This window comes from Methylobacterium fujisawaense (assembly GCF_014138435.1).
In the GTDB taxonomy this organism is placed as follows: domain Bacteria; phylum Pseudomonadota; class Alphaproteobacteria; order Rhizobiales; family Beijerinckiaceae; genus Methylobacterium; species Methylobacterium fujisawaense.
Map to the genome: position 1 here is coordinate 183,483 of NZ_JACJIM010000003.1, position 22,400 is coordinate 205,882.

At 71.3% G+C, this 22,400-nt stretch carries 23 protein-coding genes and 1 riboswitch; of the genes, 14 read left to right on the plus strand and 9 right to left on the minus strand.

Annotation, left to right across the window (positions count from 1 at the left end):
- Positions 1-284: 284 nt before the first annotated feature.
- Positions 285-477: riboswitch (cobalamin riboswitch) on the minus strand.
- A 139-nt stretch (positions 478-616) separates the two neighbouring features.
- From GGQ91_RS09925 to GGQ91_RS09950, 6 genes are all read left to right on the plus strand, one after another.
- A complete protein-coding gene (locus tag GGQ91_RS09925; RefSeq protein ID WP_403091112.1) occupies positions 617-1,051 on the plus strand; it encodes an NUDIX hydrolase in 435 nt (144 codons plus the stop codon).
- Positions 1,052-1,193: 142 nt separating this feature from the next.
- Positions 1,194-2,600 carry an RluA family pseudouridine synthase gene (locus GGQ91_RS09930; protein ID WP_179698324.1) on the plus strand — a complete coding sequence of 469 codons (1,407 nt, stop codon included), beginning with the start codon at positions 1,194-1,196 and terminating at the stop codon, positions 2,598-2,600.
- 732 nt (positions 2,601-3,332) lie between these two features.
- Positions 3,333-3,713 (plus strand): hypothetical protein, encoded by a 381-nt coding sequence (locus GGQ91_RS09935; protein ID WP_053610928.1) that lies wholly within the window; start codon positions 3,333-3,335, stop codon positions 3,711-3,713.
- Between the two features lie 58 nt (positions 3,714-3,771).
- Positions 3,772-4,437, plus strand: a complete 666-nt coding sequence (locus GGQ91_RS09940; RefSeq protein WP_043352067.1) for an HAD-IA family hydrolase — start codon at positions 3,772-3,774, stop codon at positions 4,435-4,437.
- Between the two features lie 46 nt (positions 4,438-4,483).
- Entirely contained in the window at positions 4,484-5,275 is a 792-nt protein-coding gene (locus GGQ91_RS09945; RefSeq protein WP_182591892.1) for an ATP12 family chaperone protein, read from the plus strand.
- Positions 5,276-5,412: 137 nt separating this feature from the next.
- Positions 5,413-5,733, plus strand: a complete 321-nt coding sequence (locus GGQ91_RS09950) for a hypothetical protein (protein WP_182592146.1) — start codon at positions 5,413-5,415, stop codon at positions 5,731-5,733.
- 23 nt (positions 5,734-5,756) lie between these two features.
- On the opposite strand, the gene GGQ91_RS09955 is transcribed toward GGQ91_RS09950, so the two are convergent.
- Together GGQ91_RS09955 and GGQ91_RS09960 are read right to left on the minus strand one after the other, a co-directional pair.
- Positions 5,757-6,248, minus strand: coding sequence for a glutathione peroxidase (locus GGQ91_RS09955; protein ID WP_210281226.1), 492 nt, complete (start codon positions 6,246-6,248; stop codon positions 5,757-5,759).
- 304 nt (positions 6,249-6,552) lie between these two features.
- Positions 6,553-7,086 (minus strand): hypothetical protein, encoded by a 534-nt coding sequence (locus GGQ91_RS09960; RefSeq protein ID WP_043352059.1) that lies wholly within the window; start codon positions 7,084-7,086, stop codon positions 6,553-6,555.
- A 136-nt stretch (positions 7,087-7,222) separates the two neighbouring features.
- On the opposite strand from GGQ91_RS09960, the gene GGQ91_RS09965 reads away from it, so the two are divergent.
- The gene (locus GGQ91_RS09965) at positions 7,223-8,611 is read left to right on the plus strand and encodes an aminotransferase (protein WP_043388754.1); all 1,389 of its coding nucleotides are present in this window, start codon (positions 7,223-7,225) and stop codon (positions 8,609-8,611) included.
- Between the two features lie 170 nt (positions 8,612-8,781).
- On the opposite strand, the gene GGQ91_RS09970 is transcribed toward GGQ91_RS09965, so the two are convergent.
- Entirely contained in the window at positions 8,782-10,104 is a 1,323-nt protein-coding gene (locus tag GGQ91_RS09970; protein WP_043388750.1) for an HlyC/CorC family transporter, read from the minus strand.
- A 60-nt stretch (positions 10,105-10,164) separates the two neighbouring features.
- Complete coding sequence (locus GGQ91_RS09975) at positions 10,165-11,616, minus strand: hypothetical protein (protein ID WP_343066778.1); 1,452 nt, start codon at positions 11,614-11,616, stop codon at positions 10,165-10,167.
- Between the two features lie 330 nt (positions 11,617-11,946).
- Here GGQ91_RS09975 and GGQ91_RS09980 point away from each other — a divergent pair, with 330 nt between their 5' ends.
- From GGQ91_RS09980 to GGQ91_RS10010, 7 genes are all read left to right on the plus strand, one after another.
- Positions 11,947-12,345 carry a DUF3775 domain-containing protein gene (locus GGQ91_RS09980; protein WP_043352051.1) on the plus strand — a complete coding sequence of 133 codons (399 nt, stop codon included), beginning with the start codon at positions 11,947-11,949 and terminating at the stop codon, positions 12,343-12,345.
- 21 nt (positions 12,346-12,366) lie between these two features.
- Positions 12,367-13,647, plus strand: coding sequence for an App1 family protein (locus tag GGQ91_RS09985; protein WP_182591894.1), 1,281 nt, complete (start codon positions 12,367-12,369; stop codon positions 13,645-13,647).
- 124 nt (positions 13,648-13,771) lie between these two features.
- Positions 13,772-14,887: an alpha/beta hydrolase gene (locus GGQ91_RS09990; RefSeq protein WP_043352045.1), complete on the plus strand. Its 1,116-nt coding sequence runs from the start codon at positions 13,772-13,774 to the stop codon at positions 14,885-14,887.
- A gap of 150 nt (positions 14,888-15,037) precedes the next feature.
- On the plus strand, positions 15,038-15,295 hold the full coding sequence (locus tag GGQ91_RS09995; RefSeq protein ID WP_043352044.1) for a hypothetical protein: 258 nt from the start codon (positions 15,038-15,040) through the stop codon (positions 15,293-15,295).
- 37 nt (positions 15,296-15,332) lie between these two features.
- Positions 15,333-16,499, plus strand: coding sequence for an MFS transporter (locus GGQ91_RS10000; RefSeq protein ID WP_182591895.1), 1,167 nt, complete (start codon positions 15,333-15,335; stop codon positions 16,497-16,499).
- A 65-nt stretch (positions 16,500-16,564) separates the two neighbouring features.
- Positions 16,565-18,754: a primosomal protein N' gene (locus GGQ91_RS10005; protein ID WP_182591896.1), complete on the plus strand. Its 2,190-nt coding sequence runs from the start codon at positions 16,565-16,567 to the stop codon at positions 18,752-18,754.
- Positions 18,755-18,828: 74 nt separating this feature from the next.
- Positions 18,829-19,191, plus strand: a complete 363-nt coding sequence (locus GGQ91_RS10010) for a SpoIIAA family protein (RefSeq protein WP_043352080.1) — start codon at positions 18,829-18,831, stop codon at positions 19,189-19,191.
- 6 nt (positions 19,192-19,197) lie between these two features.
- Here the strand turns inward: GGQ91_RS10010 and GGQ91_RS10015 are convergent, their stop codons facing one another.
- From GGQ91_RS10015 to GGQ91_RS10035, 5 genes are all read right to left on the minus strand, one after another.
- On the minus strand, positions 19,198-19,587 hold the full coding sequence (locus tag GGQ91_RS10015; RefSeq protein ID WP_043352078.1) for a hypothetical protein: 390 nt from the start codon (positions 19,585-19,587) through the stop codon (positions 19,198-19,200).
- 360 nt (positions 19,588-19,947) lie between these two features.
- On the minus strand, positions 19,948-20,154 hold the full coding sequence (locus GGQ91_RS10020; RefSeq protein WP_043352039.1) for a Trm112 family protein: 207 nt from the start codon (positions 20,152-20,154) through the stop codon (positions 19,948-19,950).
- Between the two features lie 12 nt (positions 20,155-20,166).
- The gene (locus tag GGQ91_RS10025; RefSeq protein ID WP_043352038.1) at positions 20,167-20,832 is read right to left on the minus strand and encodes an LON peptidase substrate-binding domain-containing protein; all 666 of its coding nucleotides are present in this window, start codon (positions 20,830-20,832) and stop codon (positions 20,167-20,169) included.
- Positions 20,833-20,881: 49 nt separating this feature from the next.
- A complete protein-coding gene (gene trxA, locus GGQ91_RS10030) occupies positions 20,882-21,796 on the minus strand; it encodes a thioredoxin (RefSeq protein ID WP_182591897.1) in 915 nt (304 codons plus the stop codon).
- Positions 21,797-21,878: 82 nt separating this feature from the next.
- A complete protein-coding gene (locus GGQ91_RS10035) occupies positions 21,879-22,346 on the minus strand; it encodes a hypothetical protein (protein WP_075379727.1) in 468 nt (155 codons plus the stop codon).
- Positions 22,347-22,400 lie beyond the last annotated feature (54 nt).

The following is a 22,400-nucleotide window of genomic DNA, read 5'->3' on the forward strand; positions in this document are numbered from 1 at the left end:
GGGGGAAGCGGTCCGTGCACGGCGCGCGCCGGCCCCTTCGTCCTATAAGCATTGTAATAACATTACAATGCCTCGACCATCTGGAAACCTGAGCCTGAACGGGTGCGCGGAGGCCTCCCGGAACAGGGATCGCAGGTCGCGAAACGGTGGAGACGGACATGGGAACGGCGTCGCGGGCGCGCTTGCTGTGGCACGTCACCGCGAACGAGGCCTCGGCGGCCGCCTCCCCTCGGGATTGACGGCGCCTCGACACCCGCCAGGACACCCCGCCCGGCGCGTTTCGCGTGTGACCACGGCTGACGGCAGGTCTCCTGGCTCGCGGGTCGCCGCCCTCGCACCGTCTTCCCGGGGTGACCCAGTGACGTGGTGGTGAAGGGCTCGCCGCTTACAGTTGCGGGGGCAGCCGCGGCTTCGGGGCGGACCCCTCATCGCGTTCCCTTTTGATCCCCGAGGGGAACCGTCGAGGAACAGCTTGGCCGTCGTGTGTCCGGGCGTCAACCGCACGTCCGGGAGTTGTCGTGGATCGATGCGGCGGTCCGCCGGTTCGTTGCGGCGCCGTCGGGAACGATCTAGCCGGTTCGGCATGACGGTCTGGCGTCCCCCTGCGGAGATCCGCGTGAAGGCCTTGGGGCTCCCCCGGCGCGGCGATAGCCTGCTGGTGGCGGAGATCCATGCGGATGACGGGCGGCTGACAGGTGTCCGGCCCCTCGGTGGCAGCGTCGCGTTCGGTGAGAGGGCCGAGGACGCGCTGATCCGGGAGTTCGAAGAGGAGCTCGGCGTCACCGTCACGGTGCTCGGCGGCCCGCGCGTCGTGGAGAACATCTTCCTGCACGAGGGGCAGGTCGGGCACGAGGTGCTGTTCCTGTTCCCGGTCGCCCTGCCGCCCGGCCGGTTCGACGGACAGGAGCGCTTCGTCTTTCACGAGGATTGCGGCACCGCCTGCGTGGCGCGGTGGTGCGATCTCGACGGGCTCGACGTCCCGGGCGGGCCGGAACTCTTCCCGACCGGCCTGAAGGCCTGGCTCCGCGCGGCGTGGGACGCGGAGCCCTGACGGGCGCGATCGCGCTGCCGCCTTTGCCGCTGCGCGCGGGCGATGCTACAGCCGTGCAATCCCATCGGTCCGGACGTCCGCGACGCCGCGGCCCATGCGCCCGGACGCTCCGTCCGAAGCGGAGACGGGTGCCGGCGGAAGCATGACGACACGACCTCCCAAAAGCGGCGGGCCGAAGGGGCGCAAGCCTCAGGCCGGCAAGTTCGATGCGGGCAAGTTCAAGCCCGGCAAGTTCCAGGCCGATGGCCGTGCCCGTACGGGCCCGCGCACCAGCGCCCGCGACGCTGCAGAGCGCGCGGCCCGCAATCGCGGCGACGATGCGGGTGCGCGCGATCCCTGGGGTGCGCAGGGCGCCGCAGCCGCAGCCCCGGCCCGGCCCGCGAAGCCGCGGCGCGACACAGCCGCGCCGCGCGGTCCGCTGGCGGCGAAGCCCGGCAGCCGGCCCGTTTCCAAGCGCTCGGAGGCCCCTGCGCCTGCCCCGGCCCCTTCCCCCGCGCCGACACCCGGTCCGACCCGCCGCGAGCAGCGCGCGGCCGCCTCCGCGACCCTCGCCTCCGGGGTGCAGACCCTGATGGTCGAGCCGGACGAGGCCGGCATGCGGATCGACCGCTTCCTCACCGCGCGTTTTCCGCTCCTGCCCTTTACCCGCGTGCAGACCATTGTGCGCAAGGGCGAACTGCGCGTCGACGGCAAGCGCGCCAAGCCGAACGACCGGCTGGAGCCGGGCATGAGCGTGCGCGTGCCGCCGCTGCGCCTCGACCAGCCCTCCGAGCGCCCGCGCAACGCCGCCCGCGAGCAGGACGATGCCGAATTCATCCGGTCGCTCATCCTCTACGAGGATGCCGACATGATGATCCTCAACAAGCCCTTCGGCCTCGCGGTCCAGGGTGGTTCGGGGACGGTCCGGCACGTGGACGGCCTGCTCGCCGCCCTCACCGGCCCGGATGGCCAGAAGCCGCGCCTCGTCCACCGGCTCGACAAGGATACGGCCGGCTGCCTGATCGTCGCCAAGACCCGGCTCGCCGCCGCGACGCTCGCCAAGAGCTTCCGCTCCCGGGCCGCGCGGAAGATCTACTGGGCGCTGACCGCGGGCGTGCCGCGGGTCCGGCAGGGGCGTGTCTCGACCTACCTCGCCAAGGAGGAGCCCACCGACGCCGACGCGCGGATGCGCGTCGCCAAGCACGGCGACGAGGGGGCGAGCCACGCGCTGACCTACTACGCGATGGTCGATCAGGCCGCCCAGAAGCTGTCCTGGCTGTCGTTCAAGCCGGTGACCGGACGGACGCACCAGCTGCGCGCCCACGCGGCCCATATCGGCCACCCGATCGTCGGCGACCCGAAATACTTCTCCGTGGAGAATTGGGAGCTGCCGGGGGGCATCCAGAACCGCCTGCACCTGCTCGCCCGCCGGATCGTCATCCCGCATCCGCGCACCGGCAAGCCCGTGGACGTGAGCGCGCCGCTACCGCCCCACATGGCGCAGAGCTGGAACCTGCTGGGCTTCGACGCCACCCGCTACGACCCGATCGTCGAGGCCCCGGAAGCCTGAGCGGGCAGCCAGGGCACGGCCGGGTTCGTCAGGGCGTCCGGGACTTCCGGCCGCCGCCCTGCGGCGCGACCCGCCGATCGCCGTCGGGGCCGCGCCCGGTATGCCGTCGCGACGGTCCCGCGTCTGGTCGAGTCCGCGCCGGACCTCCTGGGCTGCGGCCACGACCCGGGTCGGGCAGGAGAACCGCTTCGCCGTGCCCGTCGCCCTTCGGCCGAATGCGCGTCCCGAGGGCGGTATCCTCGACCCGGCCCGGATGCATCGGCTGGAGGAGCGCCCGTCCGGTCGAGGCTCCTGCAAGCTTCGCTGGTGGATAGGGGTGATGGCTCCGGAGGTCCGTCGCGCCTGCGCCGCCGTGCCGGCACGCAAGGGGCAACGAAGATGGGCGCCTGCGCTCGGTTCAAACGATCGCCCAGGTGCCACTGCGGCGACGCGACGCGCCGGATGGCGGGATCCCCGCTCAGAGAAGCGCGTGAGGCCGTCTCGGTCTCCGGTGAGAGGTCGGTTTCGCGCATCAAAGCGGGCAGCCGCAGGAGCCTGATCGCCGGATCCCCCTTCCATCCCCAAATCATTGTCGCGGGAGATGTGCGCTGCGGTATCCCCGGTGAAAGTGGACCGTCATCGGGGCGGGCCGTGCCGCGCATGCCTTGGCAATCGGCCGTGCCGCCTCATATGCTGCCCGCGTCCCGCCGATCCGCTGCGGGGCCAGTTTCCGGCGGTTCGAGACCCTGACATATGAAGCTCGCGATGCTGGCCTGCCTCGCCGCCCTGTGCCTCACCGGGCCGATCGCGCACGCCGCACCGGGCGAGGCAGCCAAGGCGGCGCCGACCGCGAACGGCGCCCATCCGGCCGAGGCGGCGTCGCCGCATCCGCCCGCCGCTCCCGCCGCGAATGCGGCGCCCACGCAGGCCGCGCAGCGCCCGGCCCCGAACTCCCGCGCGGAGCGCCGCCGGCGTTCCTATGCGGCCTGCAATCGCGCCTCGCACCAGCGCGGCCTGCGCGGCGGCAAGCGCCGGCGTTTCCTGATCCGCTGCCGGCTCGGCTACGAGCGGACCCGGGTTCCCGGCGGTCAGCCCGCCGCGGCCGCGCCGGCACAGCCGGGCCGGAAGCCGTGACCGAGTCCGACATCCGCCCATCCGCGCCGTCGGGGCCGCCTTTGGCGCGTCGTCGGCGATGAGGCTCGTCGTCTTCGACGTCGACGGCACCCTCGTCGACAGCCAGCACCTGATCGTGGCGGCCCAGGAGGTGGCCTTCGCGGAGAATGGCCTGCCGGCCCCGGGGCGGCGCGAGGCGTTGTCCGTGGTGGGCCTGTCACTGCCGCAGGCCTTCCGGCGTCTGGTCGGCGAGGACGGCCCCGTTGCGGAACTCTCGGAGAGCTACAAGCAGGCCTACAACCGCCTGCGGCTCGATCCGGCCCATGAGGAACCGCTGTTCCCCGGGATGGCCGACCTGCTGACCCGGCTCCATGACCGTGGGGATGTGCTGATCGGCCTCGCGACGGGGAAGTCGCGGCGCGGCGTCGACCGGCTTATCGCGCATCACGGCTGGGCGGAGTGGTTCGCCACGACCCAGAGCGCCGACGACGCGCCGTCCAAGCCGGACCCGACCATGCTGCGGCAGGCGATCAGCGAGGCCGGTTGCGCGCCGGAGGCGACCGTGATGGTGGGCGACACGACCTTCGACATCGCCATGGGCGTGGCGGCCGGTGCCACGGCCATTGGGGTCGCCTGGGGGTATCATCCGCCGGACGCGCTCTACGGGGCCGGGGCCGTGACGGTCGTCCCGACGGCCGCTGCGCTGGAGGTGCTGCTTCTCGAGGGCCTCGCGACGGGCGGCTGATGGCGAAAGGCTCGCGCGCCGGGCCGGAAACGCCTATCTCGCGTCCATGAGCGATCAGACGACAGACTGGCTCGGCGAACCGGGCGACGGCGCGCGGCCCGACCCGATCCGTGCGGCCCGGGGCCATTCCAAGCCCGCCCTGCCCCGGCGGTTCTACACGGAGGCCGGCTTCTCCGAAGAGGCCGACGGATTCCGGCTGACCCTGGACGGACGTCCGGCCAACACGCCGGCCCGCAACCCGCTGCGGCTCCCGAGCCGCGCCCTGGCCGAGCGGGTCGCGGCGGAATGGGCGGCCCAGGACACTGCGATCGACCCGGCACAGATGCCGCTGACGCGGCTCGCCAACACGGCGATCGACGGCGTCACGCCCCGCTTGGCTGCGGTGGCGGCCGATCTCTGCGCCTATGCCGGCACCGATCTCGTGGCCTACCGCGCTGGTGACCCGGAGCGCCTCGTGGCGGCGCAGGCGGCGGCCTGGGACCCGATCCTCGCCTGGGCGCGGGACGAGTTCGGTGCGCGGGTGATCCTGAGCGAGGGCGTCATGCATGTCGAGCAGCCCGCCGACACGATCCAGGCCCTCTCCACGGCGGTGAATGCGGTGACGGATCCGTTCCGGTTGGCCGGACTGCACACCCTGACCACCCTGACCGGCTCCCTGCTGATCGCGCTGGCGGTGCTGCGTGGCCGCCTGGCCCCGGCGGAAGCCTGGGACGCCGCTCACGTCGACGAGACCTACCAGGCTGCCGTCTGGGGGCGCGACGCGGAGGCGGAAGCACGCCTCGCGGCGCGCCGGATCGAGTTCGAGGCGGCGGCCGCGTTCGTCGGTGTCGAAGGCTGAGCCGAGACCCGAAGTGCGATCCGTCGCGCAGATGCAATTGGGCAACAATCCGGCATTCGCGGCGCCCGGTCGGCTTCAGCGGCTGACAAGCTGCGAACACTGTTTTAAGGTCGGCGCACATTGTGTTCGAGTCGACAATGCGTTCCGATCAGCCTGTCCGATGCAGATTTGAAGGCGAACTGGCGACGCTGATTGCCTCGAAGCAATCGTTCCGGGATCTACCCGCGCGATACGCGCTCTTCGACGCTCTTTCGGACCTCGAACGCAGGGCAAAGAGCGCCGGTGCCCCCGACCTGACCTTGCGCAAGATCGCCGAAATCCGCTTCCTGACGGGCATCCTGCGCGAGTCGGTGCGCCCCTTCCCGGTCGCGTCCCTGCGGACGGTGCTGCGGGCTCGCGAGCGGGTCGACCGACGCCGCGTTCCCTCCCCCGAGGCGGCGGATCTCGACGCGGTCTGACGCCAGAGTCTCGCCGACGCGGCTCAGGCTGGCGCGGCCAGGGCAGCCCGGATCTTCGCCTCCAGGGCCGCGGGCTTCGTCCCGGGCGCGAAACGGGCGATGACCCGGCCGTCACGACCCACCAGAAACTTGGTGAAGTTCCACTTGACCATCCGCGTGCCGAACAGCCCCGGTCGGGCCTGGGTAAGATGGGCGTAGAGCGGATCGGCATCCGGCCCGTTCACCGCGATCTTGGCGAGCACCGGGAAACTCACGTCGTAGCGCAGCGAGCAGAATTGCGCGATTTCGGTGGCGTCGCCCGGCTCCTGGGCGCCGAACTGGTTGCAGGGGAAGCCCAGGATCGTCAGACCTTCCTCCCGGTATCGGCGCGACAGCGCCTCCAGGCCCTCATATTGCGGGGTGAAGCCGCAGCGGGAGGCCGTGTTGACGATGAGCAGCACCTGTCCGCGATGCTGCGCGAGCGGGTAAGGCGTGCCGTCGGCCGCGGACACGCTGAGATCGTGAACTGTCGTCATGCCCGATCACTTGAGCAAACCGGCCGGTTCCGCAAGACGCGCGCATCATCTCATCGCGACCGCGCCGCGGCGGCGCCGGCGGCGCGTGGAGCCCGCCTCCCCTCCGCGCCCGACCGGGATGTGGGGATGCCGCGCTGTCGCTTCCTCGTCCGGGGCGCATCCACGGTGCCGGAGGCGCCGGGCACCGGATTGCGGGACAGGCAATCCGCCCGGCTGACGGGCGTCCGACCCGGAGTGCTGAAACGGAGCGGTTACGTGTTCATGAGCCCCTGAGAGTGGGCTCCTCCGGTCCGGGCCGATGGGCTCAGGCCGGGACTTTCCGGACGTCGAAGCTCGGGCCCTGCGGGGTCATGCGGTCGGTGGTGACGATGCGTTCGTCGGCGCCGACCACTCCGAGACTGACATCGCGGTCCGGCAGGACGACGGTGGTGCTCTTGTTGACGTGGACCAGCACGTGCCGCCGCAGCGGCACCGAGGCGACGGCCCAGCGTTTGAGCTGCCCGTAATAGGGTTCGCGCCGCCACGCGCCCGCTTGGCCGGGATCGACCTGGACGTTCATGTTGCGGGTGAGCGGGTCGAGGCTCAGCACCATCTTGGCGCGATCCGGCTTCCATTCCGGTCCGAGCCAGCCTTCCGTCATCCAGAGGCAGTGGAATGCCCGGCAATGGTCGGGCCGGGTGGCGTGAATGGCGCAGCCCTGGCCGGCCCTGGTGTGCCGGCACCATTGTCCGGCCACGCTCTCCACCGCGGGCACGTCGTAGACCTTGCAGCAGAGCGTGCAGGCGCCGCAGGCGCGGCCGGGGGCGGGTTGTGCGACGAACGTTTCCGGATTGAGCATCGGTCGGGCGTCAACAGAGGCGGTCGCGGGCGGCATGCGTCCGGTAACGGCCGGCCGCGGGTCCTTCGGGCTACCTGCCGGGGCATCGGGTCGGTAGTGTGGCGGCGGTGACCCTCGCACGAGGACCTTGCGAACCATGCTCTCGAATCTCGCGACCCGCGACGTCGAAACCGTTCTCCACCCCTACACCAACCTGTCGACGCACCGACAGATCGGTCCGCTGGTTCTGGAGCGCGGCGAGGGTGTGCACGTCTACGACACCGAGGGGCGTCCCTATATCGAGGGCATGTCCGGCCTGTGGTGCACGGCCTTGGGCTATTCCAACGCCGAGCTGGTGGAGGCGGCCCGGGCGCAGATGGCGCGCCTGCCCTTCACGCACCTGTTCTCCGGCCGCAGCCACGATCCGGGTATCGAACTCGCCGAGACGCTCAAGGAGCTGATGCCGGTTCCGACCTCGAAGATCTTTTTCACGTCTTCGGGATCCGAGGCCAACGACACGCAGGTCAAGCTCACGTGGTATTACAACAACGCCCTCGGGCGCCGGAATAAAAAGAAGATCATCGCCCGGCAGAAGGGCTACCACGGCGTGACGGTCGCCAGTGCGTCGATGACCGGGCTCGCCGCGAATCACGCCGACTGGGACCTGCCGCTTCCGGGCTTCCTGCACGTCTCCGCCGCCCACCATTACCGGGGCGCCGAGCCGGGCGAGAGCGAGGAGGCCTATTCCGCCCGCCTCGCCGCCGAACTGGAGGAGACCATCCTGCGGGAGGGGCCGGACACGGTGGCGGCCTTCATCGCCGAGCCGGTCATGGGCGCGGGCGGCGCGATCGTGCCGCCGCGGGGCTATTTTTCCGCGATCCAGGCGGTGCTGGCGAAATACGAGGTCCGCTTCATCGCCGATGAGGTGATCTGCGGCTTCGGACGGCTCGGCACGTGGTTCGGCAGCGAGGCGCTGGGTGCCCGGCCCGATTCGATCTCCTTCGCCAAGGCCCTGACCTCGGCCTACATGCCGCTCGGCGGCGTGAGCATCGACGAACCGCTCTACGAAGCGCTTGTCGGCCAGAGCGAGAAGATCGGCACCTTCGGCCACGGCACCACCTATTCCGGACACCCGGTGGCTGCGGCCGTGGCGCTGAAGGCCATCGAGATCTATCGCCGCGACCGCATCATCGAGGGGGCGGCCGAGAAGGCACCCCAGTTCCAGCGTCGCCTCTCGGCGCTGGCCGGGCACGACCTCGTGGGCGAGGCCGGGGGCATCGGGCTGATCGGCGGCCTGGAGATCGTCGCCGACAAGGCCACCAAGCGGCAATACGACCCCAAGGCCGGCGTCGCTGCGCGCTGCGTCGCCTTCGCGCAGGGCGAAGGTCTGATCGTGCGGGCGCTTGCCGGCGACCGCGTCGCGGTCTGCCCGCCGCTGATCATCGCGCCGGATGAGATCGATGCCCTGTTCGACCGGCTCGGCCGGGCGCTCGACCGCACCCGGGACTGGATCCGCGCCGAGGGGCTGGAGGCGATGCCGGGCTGAGGCGCGCGGCCGGTCGCGGATGGACCTCAGACGGACGGCGGGAAAACCGTCGTCGGGACCCGGTGCCGCACCCGCATTCCGGTCGAAGACGCGCGCCCCGTCATTTTGCGTGGCGCGACGTGACCCGGCATGCCGCGAGGTCCATCAGCATCGCGTCTCCGGACGCGGCATCACACCGCGTCGCGCTGCGCGTCCGGCTGAGCGGTGGCCTGGAGCCCGGTCGCCGTCAGCGGCGTGATGCGCAGCGTGGTGATCCGGTTCTTGGCCTTCCGCAGCACCTGGAAGCGGAAGCCGTGGAAGTTGAAGGCCGTCCCCTGATCCGGGATGGTCCGGGCCTCGTGGATGACGAGGCCCGCGATCGTGGTCGCCTCCTCGTCGGGGAGTTTCCAGTCCATCGCGCGGTTCAGGTCGCGGATCGGCACGCCGCCATCGACGTTCACCGACCCGTCCCCCTGCGGGCGTACCCCCGAGACCGTGACGTCGTGCTCGTCGGCGATGTCGCCGACGATCTCCTCCAGAATGTCTTCCAGAGTCACGAGGCCCATCACCTCGCCGTACTCGTCGACCACCAGGGCGAAGTGGGTCTTCTTGGTGAGGAAGGCCTTAAGCTGGGCGCGCAGGGACGTGGTGCCCGGCACGAACCACGTCTCCAGGGCGAGCGCCTCGACCTTGAGGCCCGAGGCGTCGCCCCCCGCCGCGTCGAGCGCCCGCAGCAGGTCCTTGGCGTGGAGCACGCCCACGATGTTCTCCGGCGTGCCGCGCCACAGGGGCATGCGCGTATAGGGCGAGGACAGGACCGCGCGGACGATGTCCTCGGAGGGCTGGTCGGCGTCGATCGCCCGCATCTTGGTGCGGTGGACCATGACGTCGGAGACCGACAGGTCCGAGAGGTCGAGGAGGCCGCCCAGCATGTCGCGCTCGGCCTTGGCGACGCCCCCCTCCCGGTGCATCAGCGCCACCTGCCCGCGCAGCTCCTCGGCGGCGGTGAGGATCGACTGGTGCTCGCCGATGGTGACGCCGAACGGCTTCAGCATCAGCCGCACGAGATGCTCGATGGCGATGGCCAGCGGGCCCATCAGCGCCACCGCGAAGGCCACCGGCCGGGCGGTGAGCAGCGCCGCCTTGTCGGGCTTGGAGATGGCGAGGGTCTTCGGCAGCACCTCGGCGAACACGATGACCAGCACCGACATGCCGACCGTGGCGTAGATCACGCCGCTCTTGCCGAACAGCGCGGTGAGCACGCTGGTGGTGAAGGCCGAGGCGCCGATCGCCACGATGTTGTAGCCGATCAGCATGGCGCCGATGAAGCGCTCGCGGATCGCCAGGATGCGGTTGACGATCGCGGCCCGCGGGTCGCCCGCCTGTTCGAGGGCGTGCATCCGCGCCCGCGACGCGGCCGTGAAGGCCGTCTCCGCGCCCGCGAAGAAAGCCGAGAGGAGCAACGAGATCGCCACGATGCTCGCGGCGAACCACAGGTCGATATGGGTTTCCATCGGGTCCGTCAGGCACGCCGCGCGCGGCTTGTCGGCCGCCCATATAGCGCCTCCCGCGACTTATTGCGCGCCGATCTGGCGCACCGTCCACGTCGCCCAGTAAACGGGCCTTCCGTAGAGGCTCGACGTGTCGCGGCCGGAGGCGGTCGGAGCGAGCCGGTCGAGCCAGGTCAGGAACCCGGCCTTGTTCGGATAGATCGCCGGCGTGTCGAGGTTGCCTTCCGCGTCCGTCATCCAGAAATGCGCGCTCCGATCGTACCGGCCGCTGCCGTCGCCCCCCGAGCGCAGTCCGAGATAGGCCGGCGAGCGGCCGGCTTCGACCGGATCGGCGTAGAGCTTGAGGGCGCCGATGCCGTCGAGGTTCATGTCGGCGGTGTACTGGAGGCAGATGTCCGCCACGGGGCCGCCCGGCGCGTTGGCCGGCCGCTGGCACGTGTAGGAGACCGCCCAGCGCTGCAAGCCCTTGGCCCGGGCCACCCGCACGAGGGACCCGGGCGGCAGCGGCCCGGCGAGCTTGCGGGCCGTCGACCAGACCTTCGCCCCGGACAGGTCCTGCGCGGTGCGCAGGAAGAGCCCGGTGCGGCGCTTCTCGGGGGCGAGGCCGCAATCCTCGGGCAGCACGTCGGTGTAGACGTAGTGATAGGTGCGATCCACGACGCTGATCGAACCGGCGAGCCCGTGGGTCTCGAAGGCCGGGGCCGTGCAGGCCGAGGTCACCGGCTTGCCCGCTTCGTCGATCACCGCGGCGGGGGCGGGCGGGTCGCTGCGCCGCCCGCGGCCCGCGCCCGCCTCGAACGGCGTCCAGGCCAGGCCGTACCCGTCCGCGGTGCGGGTGCGGATCTCGAAGGTCTGGAAATCGAGGGTCCTTGCCTCGATCTGCACGCGGCGGCGGACATCGGCCGGGCCGGACGCCGGCGCGTCCTGCTCCGCTCGCCGGCGCCGACGGCGGCCCCGGCGCTCGGTCTCGGCATCGTCCCCGCCGGTGACGCCCACGCGCTCCTGCCCGAGCAGGAAGACGTAGCTGTAGGCCTCCCCGGCCCAGGTGCGGCCCGTCACCGCGATCGGGTCGCGCGGGCCGATGCCCTCGGCCGTCGGTGTCGGTTCGGACCAGCCGCGCGCCCGCGTGCTCTGCTCTGGCAGGTCGACCCAGAACCGGTCGGCCGTGGGCGGCAGCGTCGTGACCAAGGCCTCGAAGGTCCGCCCGGTGCGCAGGGCGCCGCCATCCCGGCTGTCCGTGGCGCGGCGCTCCGGGCAGGGCTCGTCCCGTCGGGATGCCACCGGGGTCTGCCCCTGGAACAGGGCCTGGATCGGGCCCGGTGCCTCGGAACGGGCAAGCCGCAGGAGCTGAACGCCGCGTACGAACGCGCAGGGCGCCGGCGCGATCAGGACGCCCTCGGCCTCCGAGCCATCCCGGCAGATCTCGAGGGCGCCGCCGCCCGTGAGGAAGCAGCTCGGCGCGCTGCCCTCGTAGCTCGCGGGCCTGGCCTCGGCGGGGTTTGGTCCAAGCAGCACGGATCCGGCCACTCCGCAGAGCCCCGCGAGGGCGCCGACGTGCCAGCGGCGCCCGGCCGAGCGCCGAGACCTTGAGTCGCGTACGCAGGAGACGGTGGTATCGGCGAAGGATGTTCCAGCAGACTCTATAGAAACCACGTCTATCGCCGATGTTGACCCGGTTATCGAAATAGTCTCGCAGGCTCTATCCTACGGTGGTCCAACCGGGAAGTGGCGCGGACCACGCACCGCGCCTTCGATGGGGATGGGGCGAACCCCGGGCCCGCTCGTCCGTTGTCGCGGCTTGAGGGCCCCGCTTGGCCGCTCCTGTCAGCGTTCGGAGATCAGCGCATGGATATCGCCGTCGAAACCGTCACCGACATCGTCATGCGGCTGCGCGCCATCGAGGTGAAGGAGGGCAACACCGATCCGGATTCGGGTTCGAACCCGATCGACGACGGGTCTACCGACGTCCTGACCTCCGGCACCGACGACGCCACGGAATCCGAGGTTCGGGGCCTGATCGCCGGGCTCGACGACGATTCCCGGGCCGAGCTGCTCGCCCTTCTCTATATCGGACGCGGCGACATGGAGCCGGAGGAGTGGAGCGAGGCCGTGCGCTTCGCCCGCGAGCGCGAGGCCGCTGGCGAGGGCGCCGTGCGGGAGCTGCTGGGCTCGCCCGACGCCGGGGATCTGCTGGAGGAGGGCCTCGACGCGATGGGGCTCAGCCCCGAACTGCCGCAGGCCTGAGCGCCCGGGAGCGGCCGGTCCATGGCCTCACGCGTGCGCAGGGGCGCCACCAAGGCGCTGCGGGTCCTCACCCGGCCGGTCCGCCGGGCGCAGGGCCGGGGCGGCAAGGGACCGGGTGGCCTCGTGGTCGAGCCGTACCGCGGCTACGGCTCACGCGATGAGGTATTCCTGATCGGCCGCGTCTTCCGGCAATCGCCCGGGATCCCCGGCGAGGATCCCGATTCCCTGCGGGCGCAATGGCGCGACCTGCGGCGCCGCATCGCCCGGCGGGCGATTGCCGGAGCAGCCGTGACCGCCCGGTTCGGCGACGACGCCGTCCGGGTCGAGACCGACCGCGACGGTTATTTCCGTCTGCACCTGCACCCGCGCACGCGACCGTCTGCGCCGGGGGAGTGGCACGCGGTCGACCTCCTTCTCGACGCCGACCCGCCGATCCCCGCCGAGGGCGCGGTGTTCATCCCGCCCGACCAGTGCCGTGTCGTCGTCGTCAGTGACATCGACGACACGGTCATGCGCACCGGTGTCGCCAACAAGCTGACGATGCTCTGGCGCCTGTTCGTGGAGGATGCCGAGAGCCGGGTCGCCTTCCCGGGTGTGGCCGCCCTCTACCGGGCCCTGCATGCGGGCGCCGGCGGCGGCGAGGGCAACCCGATGCTCTACGTCTCCCGGGCCCCCTGGGGCCTCTACGAAATGCTGTCGGAATTCTTCCAGCGCCACGGCATTCCGGCGGGGCCGGTGCTGTTCCTGAGGGAATGGGGCCTGTCCTGGACGCATCCGCTGCCGCGCCGGGCCACCGACCACAAGCAGGCGCTGATCCGCCACATGCTCGCCCTCTACCGGGATCTGCCCTTCGTGCTGATCGGCGACAGCGGCCAGCACGATCCGGAGGTCTACGCGCAGATCGTCGAGGAGAATCCCGGGCGGGTGCTGGCAGTCTACATCCGCAACGTGTCCCGCGACTCGGCCCGGGTCGAGGAGATCGTCCGCCTCGCCGGCGCCGTCGCCCGGGCCGGATCGAGCCTGGTGCTGGCCGGCGACAGCGTCGCCATGGCCGAGCATGCGGCGGCCATCGGGTTGATCGCCCCCGAGGCGGTGGCCGGCGTCGCCGACGAGCACGCCGCGGCGGAGACCGATACACGGCGGGAGACCGCCCGGATCACGCCGGATCTCGCCGGTTCTGCCGCCGAGGACCCGATCGCCCCCGAGGCGATCGCCGAGGCGCTGGCCGGTGACGGCGCCGTGCCGGCGACCCTGGTGGTCGAGCCGGCCACCCCGGCTGCACTGCCGCGCCTCGAAGCGTGAACGCACGGCCGTGATCGTAACCGGGGCCGCTGTCGCGGTCCGCCCCGTCCGATACTTCATGGATCCACGCAGCCGGCCCCCGCCGAGACGGGTCCGCAGACCGGGCTGCCCAGGAGGAACCGAGATGCGCCTGAGCCTGTCCGCGCTGCTGATGATCGCCTGCGGAACCCACGCCGCCCTCGGGCAGGCCGCACCCGCCGAGAGGCCAGTTCCCCGTTTCGAGCAGCTCGAGGCCGAGATCGGGGCGGCCAATGCCGCGCCGGGGCCACGGACGGTACCGGCCAAGGTCGTGCCGGTGCCTGCCGACACGACGAGTCCGCAATTCCGCACGGCTGTGGCGGCGCCCTACCGCGTGCCGGCCTGGAACGCGAACCCGCCGGACGCCGCGGCCTGGAAGGCCCTGGTCGACCGGCTGGCCGCCGCCGGCGCCGCCGCCCTCCCCGCCCTGCGTGAGAAGCTCGGCGTCACCAGCGAGGCCGCCGTGATCGGCGGCGTGAAGGCCTTCGTGATCCAGCCCCGGCAGATGCCCGAGGCCAACCGCAACCGCCTGCTCCTGCACATCCACGGGGGCGGCTACGTCTACAATCCCGGCGAGTCCGGCACGCTGGAGGCGATCCTGATGGCCGGCCTCGGCGGCTACAAGGTCATCGCGGTGGATTACCGCATGCCGCCGGATGCCCCCTACCCCGCCGCCATGGACGACGCGACCGCCGTGTGGCGCGCCATGCTGACCATGCAGAAGCCTCAGAACATGGCGGTGTTCGGCACCTCCACGGGCGGCGGCATGACCCTGGCTCTGATGCTCCGCGCCAAGGCCGAGGGACTGGCGCTGCCGGCGGCGATCGGCCTCGGCACGCCCTGGTCCGACATGACCGAGACCGGCGACAGCTACCGGACCAACGAGTGGTTGGATAACGTTCTCGTCAGCTATTCCGGCTACCTGACGCCGGCCGCCAAGCTCTACGCCGCCGGTCGGGACCTGAAGGACCCGCAGCTCTCGCCGATCTATGGCGATTTCGCCGGCCTGCCGCCCGCGATCCTGATCACCGGCACCCGCGACCTGTTCCTGTCGAACACCGTGCGCACCCATCGGAAGCTGCGCGCCGCCGGGATCGAGGCGTCCCTCCAGGTGTTCGAGGGCATGTCCCACGCCCAGTACCTCTTCACCCCGGACGCCCCGGAGACCAAGGAGGTGTTCGGCGAGATGGCGCGGTTCTTCGATAGCCATCTGGGGCGGTGAGACGCGGCGCGGCGGGCTTGCGCGGGGCTTGTCCTCACGAAATGGTGCAATGCAGCAATTCGGTGGGAAGCCTTCACATCCCGGTGGCGATGCCTAGGTTTGGGCGCTCCCGTGCCGGTCCACGCTCTTCGAGCCTGTTGGAGCCCATCCGTGCAAACCTACACCCTCGCCATCGCCGACGGCGTCTTGTTCGCCTGCCTGCCCGACGAGGCCGACATCACGGCCGCGATCACCGACGCGACCGCCACCAATTACGGGTTCGGCCTCAGCCTCGACATCGTCCGTGGGGCGACCCTGACCAACGCGGCGGGGCCCGAGGACGAGGTCGTCTGGCAGGAAGGTCCCGACAGCGAGCTGCTCGACGCGCAAGGGCGGCGCTACCGCTACGCCGTCCGTCGCCCCTGCTGACCTGACTTCGGGAGGCCTGCCGGACTACGTTCCGCCCATGCAGAAGCGGGCGCCAGGGGCGGAACGACGTGGCGGGCTCCCCCGGTTCCTCGTCCTGTATGCGGCGCTCTACGGTGCCTATGGCGTTCTGTCGCCGATCCTGCCGGGCTTCCTGGCGGCCCGTGGCCTGACGCCGGCTGAGATCGGCCTTCTTCTCGCTGCCGCGGGTGCGCTGCGCCTCGGGATCGGGCCGCTGGCCGGCGCCTTCGCCGACCGCCATCGCGCCGGCAGATCCATTCTTGCGGCGAGTCTCGCGCTGGCGGGGCTCAGCACCCTGGCGCATCTGCCGGGCGTCGGGTTGGCGCAGTTGATCGCGCCGGCTCTGCTCTACGCGGTGGGCACCGCGGCTCCGGCGCCGCTCGCCGACGCGCTGGCCCTGGCCGCCGCGCGGGGCGGGGCGGCGTTCCAGTACGGCTGGATCCGTGGCGCGGGCTCGGCCGCTTTCATCGCGGGCACCGCCGCCGCGGGCTGGTCGATCGGGATCTTCGGCCTCGCCGCCGCCCTCGTCGCGAGCGGCGGCCTGTTCCTCGCCGCCGGTGCGTCGGCCCTGGCGCTGCCGGCGGATCGGGCCCGAACGACCCGGGCCGGGGCGCCGTGGCACGGTTTCGCTGCCCTGATCGCGCTGCCGCGCTTCCGCCGCACGGTGCTGGTCGCCGCCCTGGTGATCGGCGCCCACGCGATGCACGACGGCTTCGCCATGATCCTGTGGCGCTCCGCCGGGATCGCGCCGGCCACCGCGGGCCTCCTCTGGTCGGTGTCGGTGGCCGCCGAGGTTCTGGTCTTCCTGCTGGTCGGGCCGCCCCTGCTGGCGCGGATCGGCCCTGCGGCAGGCGTCGCGGCCGCGGCCTGCGCGGGGGCCGTACGCTGGGCGGTGCTGGGCTCCACGACCGCGATCTCGTGGCTCGCCGCCGTCGAGGCCCTGCACGGGGTGAGCTTCGCCCTCCTGCACCTCGCCTGCCTCGGGCTCATCGAAGCCACCACGCCGGCCGACCTCCGGACGACCGCGCTGGCCCTGTACGGCACCCTGGGCCTCGGCCTGTCCGGCGTCGCCGCGACCCTGGCCTCCGGGGCGCTCTACGGGTCGTTTGGGGCTTCCGCCTTCTGGGCGATGGCGGCCCTGAGTCTCGCGGCCCTGCCGCTGGTGCCGGGGCTGCGGGATCGCTGAAGCGGCGGGTTCTTTTCCCGGGCCTGTGGTACGGACCCGGAACGGACCCGCCCGAAAAGCCCAGCATGCCCGTCGTCGCCGAGATCCTGATCCCGCTGGCCCTCGATACACCCTACAGCTACGTGGCACCGGCCGGGCTCGACCTCGCCGCCGGCGACGTGGTGCAGGTGCCCCTCGGACCGCGCGAGATCGTCGGGGTCGTCTGGGGCGTGGCCGAGAGCCCCGGCGGCTCGAACCTGCGGCCTGTGACCGACCGCCTGCCCTTCCCGCCCCTGTCGGATCCGCTGCGCAGCCTCGTCGACTGGATCGCCCGCTACACGCTGGCGCCGAAAGGCTCGGCGCTGGCCATGGTGTTGCGCCTGCCCGACGAGGCGGCGGCCGGCGAGACCGCCCGGGTCGCCGTGCGCATCACCGACAAGCCCCCGGCCCGGCCGACCCCGGCCCGCACCAAGGTCCTCGCCGCGGCCGCCGACGGCGGTCTGCGTGGCAAGAGCGCCCTGGCCAAGGAGGCCGGGGTCTCGCTCTCGGTGGTTGACGGGCTCATCGACGACGGTGCCCTGGAGACCGTGGCGGTCGCGCCCGAGCCGGTCGCGCCGCGGCCCGATCCGGACTTCCCGCGCTCGCCGCTCTCGCCCGCCCAGGCCGAGGCCGTAGCGGCTCTGGTCGCGCCCTTTCCGTGGGACCGGCCGCCGGCGGAGGATTCGGCCGATCTCAGGCCCGTCCTGCTGGAGGGGGTCACCGGCTCGGGCAAGACCGAGGTCTATTTCGAGGCCGTGGCCGCCTGCATCCGGGTGGGCCGCCAAGCGCTGATCCTGATGCCGGAAATCGCGCTGACGGCCCAGTTCCTGGACCGCTTCGCCGCCCGGTTCGGGGTTCGGCCGGCGGCGTGGCATTCCGGAATCGGCGGCAGGCGTCGCGAGCGCCTGCGGGCCGCGGTGGCCGAGGGCGAGGCGCTGGTGGTGGTCGGCGCGCGCTCGGCCCTGTTCCTGCCCTTCGCGCGGCTGGGGCTGATCGTGGTCGATGAGGAGCACGAGACCGCCTACAAGCAGGAGGACGGCGTCCATTACCATGCCCGCGACATGGCGGTGGTGCGCGGGCGTCTCGAGTCCTGCCCGGTGGTGCTGACCTCGGCGACGCCCGCCATCGAGACCCGCGTCAACGCCGCAAGGGGGCGCTACCGGCACATCCTGCTCCCCGAGCGCTTCGGCGGGCGGCGCCTGCCCGACATCGCGGCGATCGACATGCGCCTCGACCAGCCCGAGCGCGGCCGCTTCCTGAGCCCGCCGCTGGTCAACGCCGTGAAGAGCACCCTGGAGCGCGGCGAGCAGGCGCTGCTGTTCCTCAACCGCCGGGGCTACGCGCCCCTGACCCTCTGCCGGGCCTGCGGCCACCGCTACCAGTGCAAGAACTGCTCGACCTGGCTGGTGGAGCACCGGTTCCGCCGGGCGCTGGTCTGCCATCAATGCGGCTATGCCGAGCGCCGGCCGGAGGCCTGCACCGAGTGCGGCACATTCGACAATCTCACCGCCTGCGGCCCCGGCGTCGAACGGATCGCCGAGGAGGCCACGGCCTTGTTTCCGGACCGGCGCGTCGTCGTCCTGTCGAGCGACTTCCCCGGCGGCGCGGAGCGCCTGCGGCAGGAACTCGATGCCGTGGCAGCCGGCGAATGCGATATCGTGATCGGGACGCAACTCGTGGCGAAGGGCCACAATTTCCCGTTCCTGACCCTGGTCGGCGTGCTCGACGCCGATATCGGCCTGACCTCGGGCGATCCGCGGGCCGCGGAACGGACGTTCCAGCTGCTGCAGCAGGTCACCGGCCGTGCCGGCCGCGGTGAGAAGCCCGGCCGCGCCCTCGTCCAGACCTACCAGCCGGACCATCCCGTGATCGCGGCCCTCCTGTCGGGGGATGCCGAGCGCTTCTACGCGGAGGAGATCCAGGCCCGCGAGGCGGCGGGCCTTCCGCCGTTCGGGCGGCTCGCCGCGCTGATCGTCTCGGCGACCGAGCGCGAGGTGGCGGAGGCCCACGGCCAGGCGCTGGCCCGCGCGGCCGAGCCGCCGGAGGGCGTGATGGTGCTGGGTCCCGCCGAGGCGCCGCTGGCCCTGGTGCGCGGCCGATACCGCTTCCGCCTGCTCGTGAAGACCGAGCGCAACGTCGATCTGCAGGCCTACCTGCGCGCCTGGATCGCCCGGGGTCCGAAGGTGCGCGGCAACGTCCGGGTCGCCATCGATGTCGACCCGCAGAGCTTTTTGTAGGACACTCGGGCGACGGGCGGCGGATCCCGGCCGGAGATTGGCCGGGACGCATGCGGTTCCCGGAGGAGCGATCAGTGCTGACTTATACCAAGACGCCGGATTCCAACGTCGCCGAGATCGTGGTCGACGGGAAGATCACCGACGAAGAGATGAACGCCATGATGACGGCGATGAAGGCCGACCTCGACAAGGGCGGCAAGATCAAGCTGCTCGAGGACATCCGCGCCTTCGAGGGCATGGAGCCGGCCGCCTTCTTCAAGGATCCGCGCTTCGGCTTCTCGATGATGAAGAGCGTCAGCCACGTCGCCCTGGTGACGGACGCACCCTGGCTCAAGGCGCTGGCCGAAACCTTCAATTTCGTCTCGCCGACCCAGATCAAGGTGTTCGAGCGGGCCCGCATCGACGAGGCGCGCACCTGGCTCGCAGCCGCCGTCTGAGCGGTCTCAGTCGGCCTGCGCGGTGCGGGTATCGCTGCGCCGCGCGGTCCAGTGGCCGGAGCAGAGGGACGAGACCTTCCAGGTCCCCGCGCCGCTCCCGGCCCGGAGCCGCCCCGTTCCCGTGCCGCTCGCGGTGCCGTTGTTGACGGTGAGCCCGACGCTGCCATCGGCCCCGACATGCCCGTTCACCTGCGCGCCGGCGGCTCCGGAGATCAGCTGCACGTGACCCTCGCGAATGGCGAGCGCGTAGGTGTAGCGGGCGCTGCACAGACCGGTTTCCGTGACCAGTTCCACCGACCACCGTCCGTTGTGCGTGCCGGGCTCCGCGCTGGCGGGCGCGCAAAGGGGAAGGAACAGGCCGGCGGCGAGGGCCGCGACGGCGGTCAGCTTGATCATGCGGGGCGATCTCTCAGCGAAGTGGATGCCGCCTGAGGCGGGATGCACGGTCAGAATCATCGATCGGGGATGACTCGACGCTGAACGATCGAAGCGGCAAGAGTATGGCCGCCACGCGTTAGCTCAAGATAGATCAGGGTCGGCGAAGGGCGGAGTAATAGTCAAGCTCGATAGGGTCGAATCTGCTCTCCGATCGGAAGACCTGATGCCAAATCTCGCCGACATCCTGAGGTTTGGCAGGGGGGCGGCCGGCACGGGGCGCGCCAAGCCCGACCGGAGGGGGCGGGTCCCGTAAGCACGGGGCGCTCGGGATGCGAAGCGACGCGGGCTGCCCCGCGCGCAAACGAACGGCCCGGGCGATCAGTCCGTCAGCGGCCGGGCTTCTTCCGGCAGCATGATCGGGATCCCGTCGCGGATCGGATAAGCGAGCTTGGCGGAACGGCTGATCAGTTCCTGGCGGACGGAATCGTATTCCAGTGTCCCTTTGGTCAGCGGGCAGACCAGGATCTCCAAAAGCTTCGGGTCCACGCGGGTCGCTTCGACGGGGGCGGTGAGGTCGTTGGTCATCGTTCGTGCAGCCTATTGCATCGTCGACTCGGGGCCCGAGCCGCGAACCAGTTCCATCTGCGTGACCGCGATCAGGATCTCGGCCCGCGTCTTCAGGTCGGGGGCCTCGAGCATCGCCTGTTTCTCGCGCACACCGAACGGACTCATCATGCAGAGGGCGTTGACCAGCGCCTCGTCGGGCGCCTCGTCGATTCCGGCCCAGTCCACCTTGAGGTCGTTCGACTCTACGAAGTCGCGCAACGCCTTGAGCACGCCCGCGCGGTCGACCTGCTCCTCGCCCGCCCGGGGCTCGAAGTCCACAGCGAAGTCGTCATAGGAGACGTGGCAGCGGCGATAGGGGCCGATCGAGGCCAATTCACTCTCGACCCGGAAGCGCGTGATGCCGGTGAGCGAGATCAGGTATCGTCCGTCGCCGGTCTCCGCGTACTGGGTCACCCGCCCCGCGCAGCCGACGCGGTAGAGTTTCGGATTGGCCCCGCCCGATCCTTCCGGATCCGGCTGGATCATGCCGATGATCCGGTCCGTGCGCATAGCATCGTCGACCATGGCGAGATAGCGCGGCTCGAAGATGTTCAGCGGCATCTGCCCGCGGGGCAGCAGCAGCGCCCCGGAGAGGGGGAAGACCGGGATGACCGCGGGACAATCCGCCGGGCCCTTGTAGCTCGCATGGGTGCTCATGGCGCCTCCCGGGGGGGCCGATTGGTGGTCCGAAGCGCGAGCCGGAACCTCACGAGAACAAAAGCGCCGAGAGCTTGCGCCGTCCGCGGATCGTATCCGGATCCATCACGCCCCAGGCCTCGAAGAACTGCAGCAGCTGCTTGCGCGCCCCGTCGTCGTTCCAGTCCTTGTCGCGCCGGCGCAGTTCGATCAGGTGGTCGACCGCCTGGCCGCGTTCGCCACGGGCGGCGAGGCCCAGCGCGAGGTCGAACCGCGCCTGATGGGCGTCCGGGTTGGCCTCCACTTCCCGCTGCACGCCCGCGAGATCGCCGAGCGAGGCGGCCTGCTCGGCGAGTTCGAGGGCGGCGCGGATGCCGGCGAGCGCCGGATCGCCAGCCTTCGCCTCCGGCACCATGGCCAGAACCCGCTTGGCATTCTCGATCTCGCCCGCGTCGAGCTGCATCTTGGCGAGGCCGGCCAGCGCCGTGACGTTGTCGGGCTGCTGCTCCAGGACCGCCGCGTAGATTTCCGCAGCACCGGCGAGGTCGCCCTCCTCGATGAGGGCGGCGGCGTCCGCCAGGGCGGCCTCGAGCGGATCCTGCTGAGGACCGGCCACGCGCCCGATCAGCTCCTTGATCTGGCTCTCGGGGACCGCGCCCATGAAGCCGTCGACCGGCTGGCCCTTCTGGAAGACGATGACCGCCGGAATCGACTGGATGCCGAGCTGACCCGCGATCGAGGGATGCTCGTCGATGTTCATCTTCACCAGGGCGACCGCGCCGACGGCCTCCCGGACCACCTTCTCCAGCACCGGCGTGAGCTGCTTGCAGGGCCCGCACCAGGGCGCCCAGAAGTCGACCAGCACAGGCCGGTGCATCGACTCGGCGAGCACGTCCTGCCGGAAGCTCGCAGTGGTCGTGTCCTTGATGAGGGTGCCGGTGTCGCCGGCCGGGGCACCGCCCCCGGCGAGGGTGTCGTTGAGCATCGGTCTGGCTTCGGAACCTTTTTCGTGGAGTTCCCTAAATGGGGCTTCCGCCATGATCTGACCAGCCCAAAGACAGGGACGCTCAGCGGGCCGGTGCGGCGGCCGGCGCACCGGCAGGCGCCTTGGCCGCAGTCACGAACGTTCCGGCAAACGGGCGTCCGTCGGCCGTGCTGGCCTCGCAGGTGATCGCGGTGCGGCCCGGTTCCGGTGTGGAGAAGCGGCAGGCGCCGATCGCCAGGACCGGGGCGCCATCCTTTCCGGTGGTGACCACGTTGATCGGCTGCAGCGGATCGGTCTCCTCGGTGGCTTCCTGCTGGGCGCCGTTACCGCTGAAGCTGAGCGCCTGACCGTCGGAGGTGGTGAAGTCGAAGCTGGTGCGATTGCGGCTCACCGCGTTCGTCAGGACGTTGCTGCAGGAGCTGCTCAGATCCTGCGTGCCGATCACGAGCTTCTCGCAGGTGCCGTCCAGCCGCAACGCGGCCTGGGCGCGTGCCGCGGAGGGAAGACTGACGAGAGCGCAGAGCAGCGCGAGGCGCAGGCGATTGGTCATGGCGGGTCGGGCATCCTCCGGTTGAGAGCCGAACTAGGCGCACGGCGCCCGCCG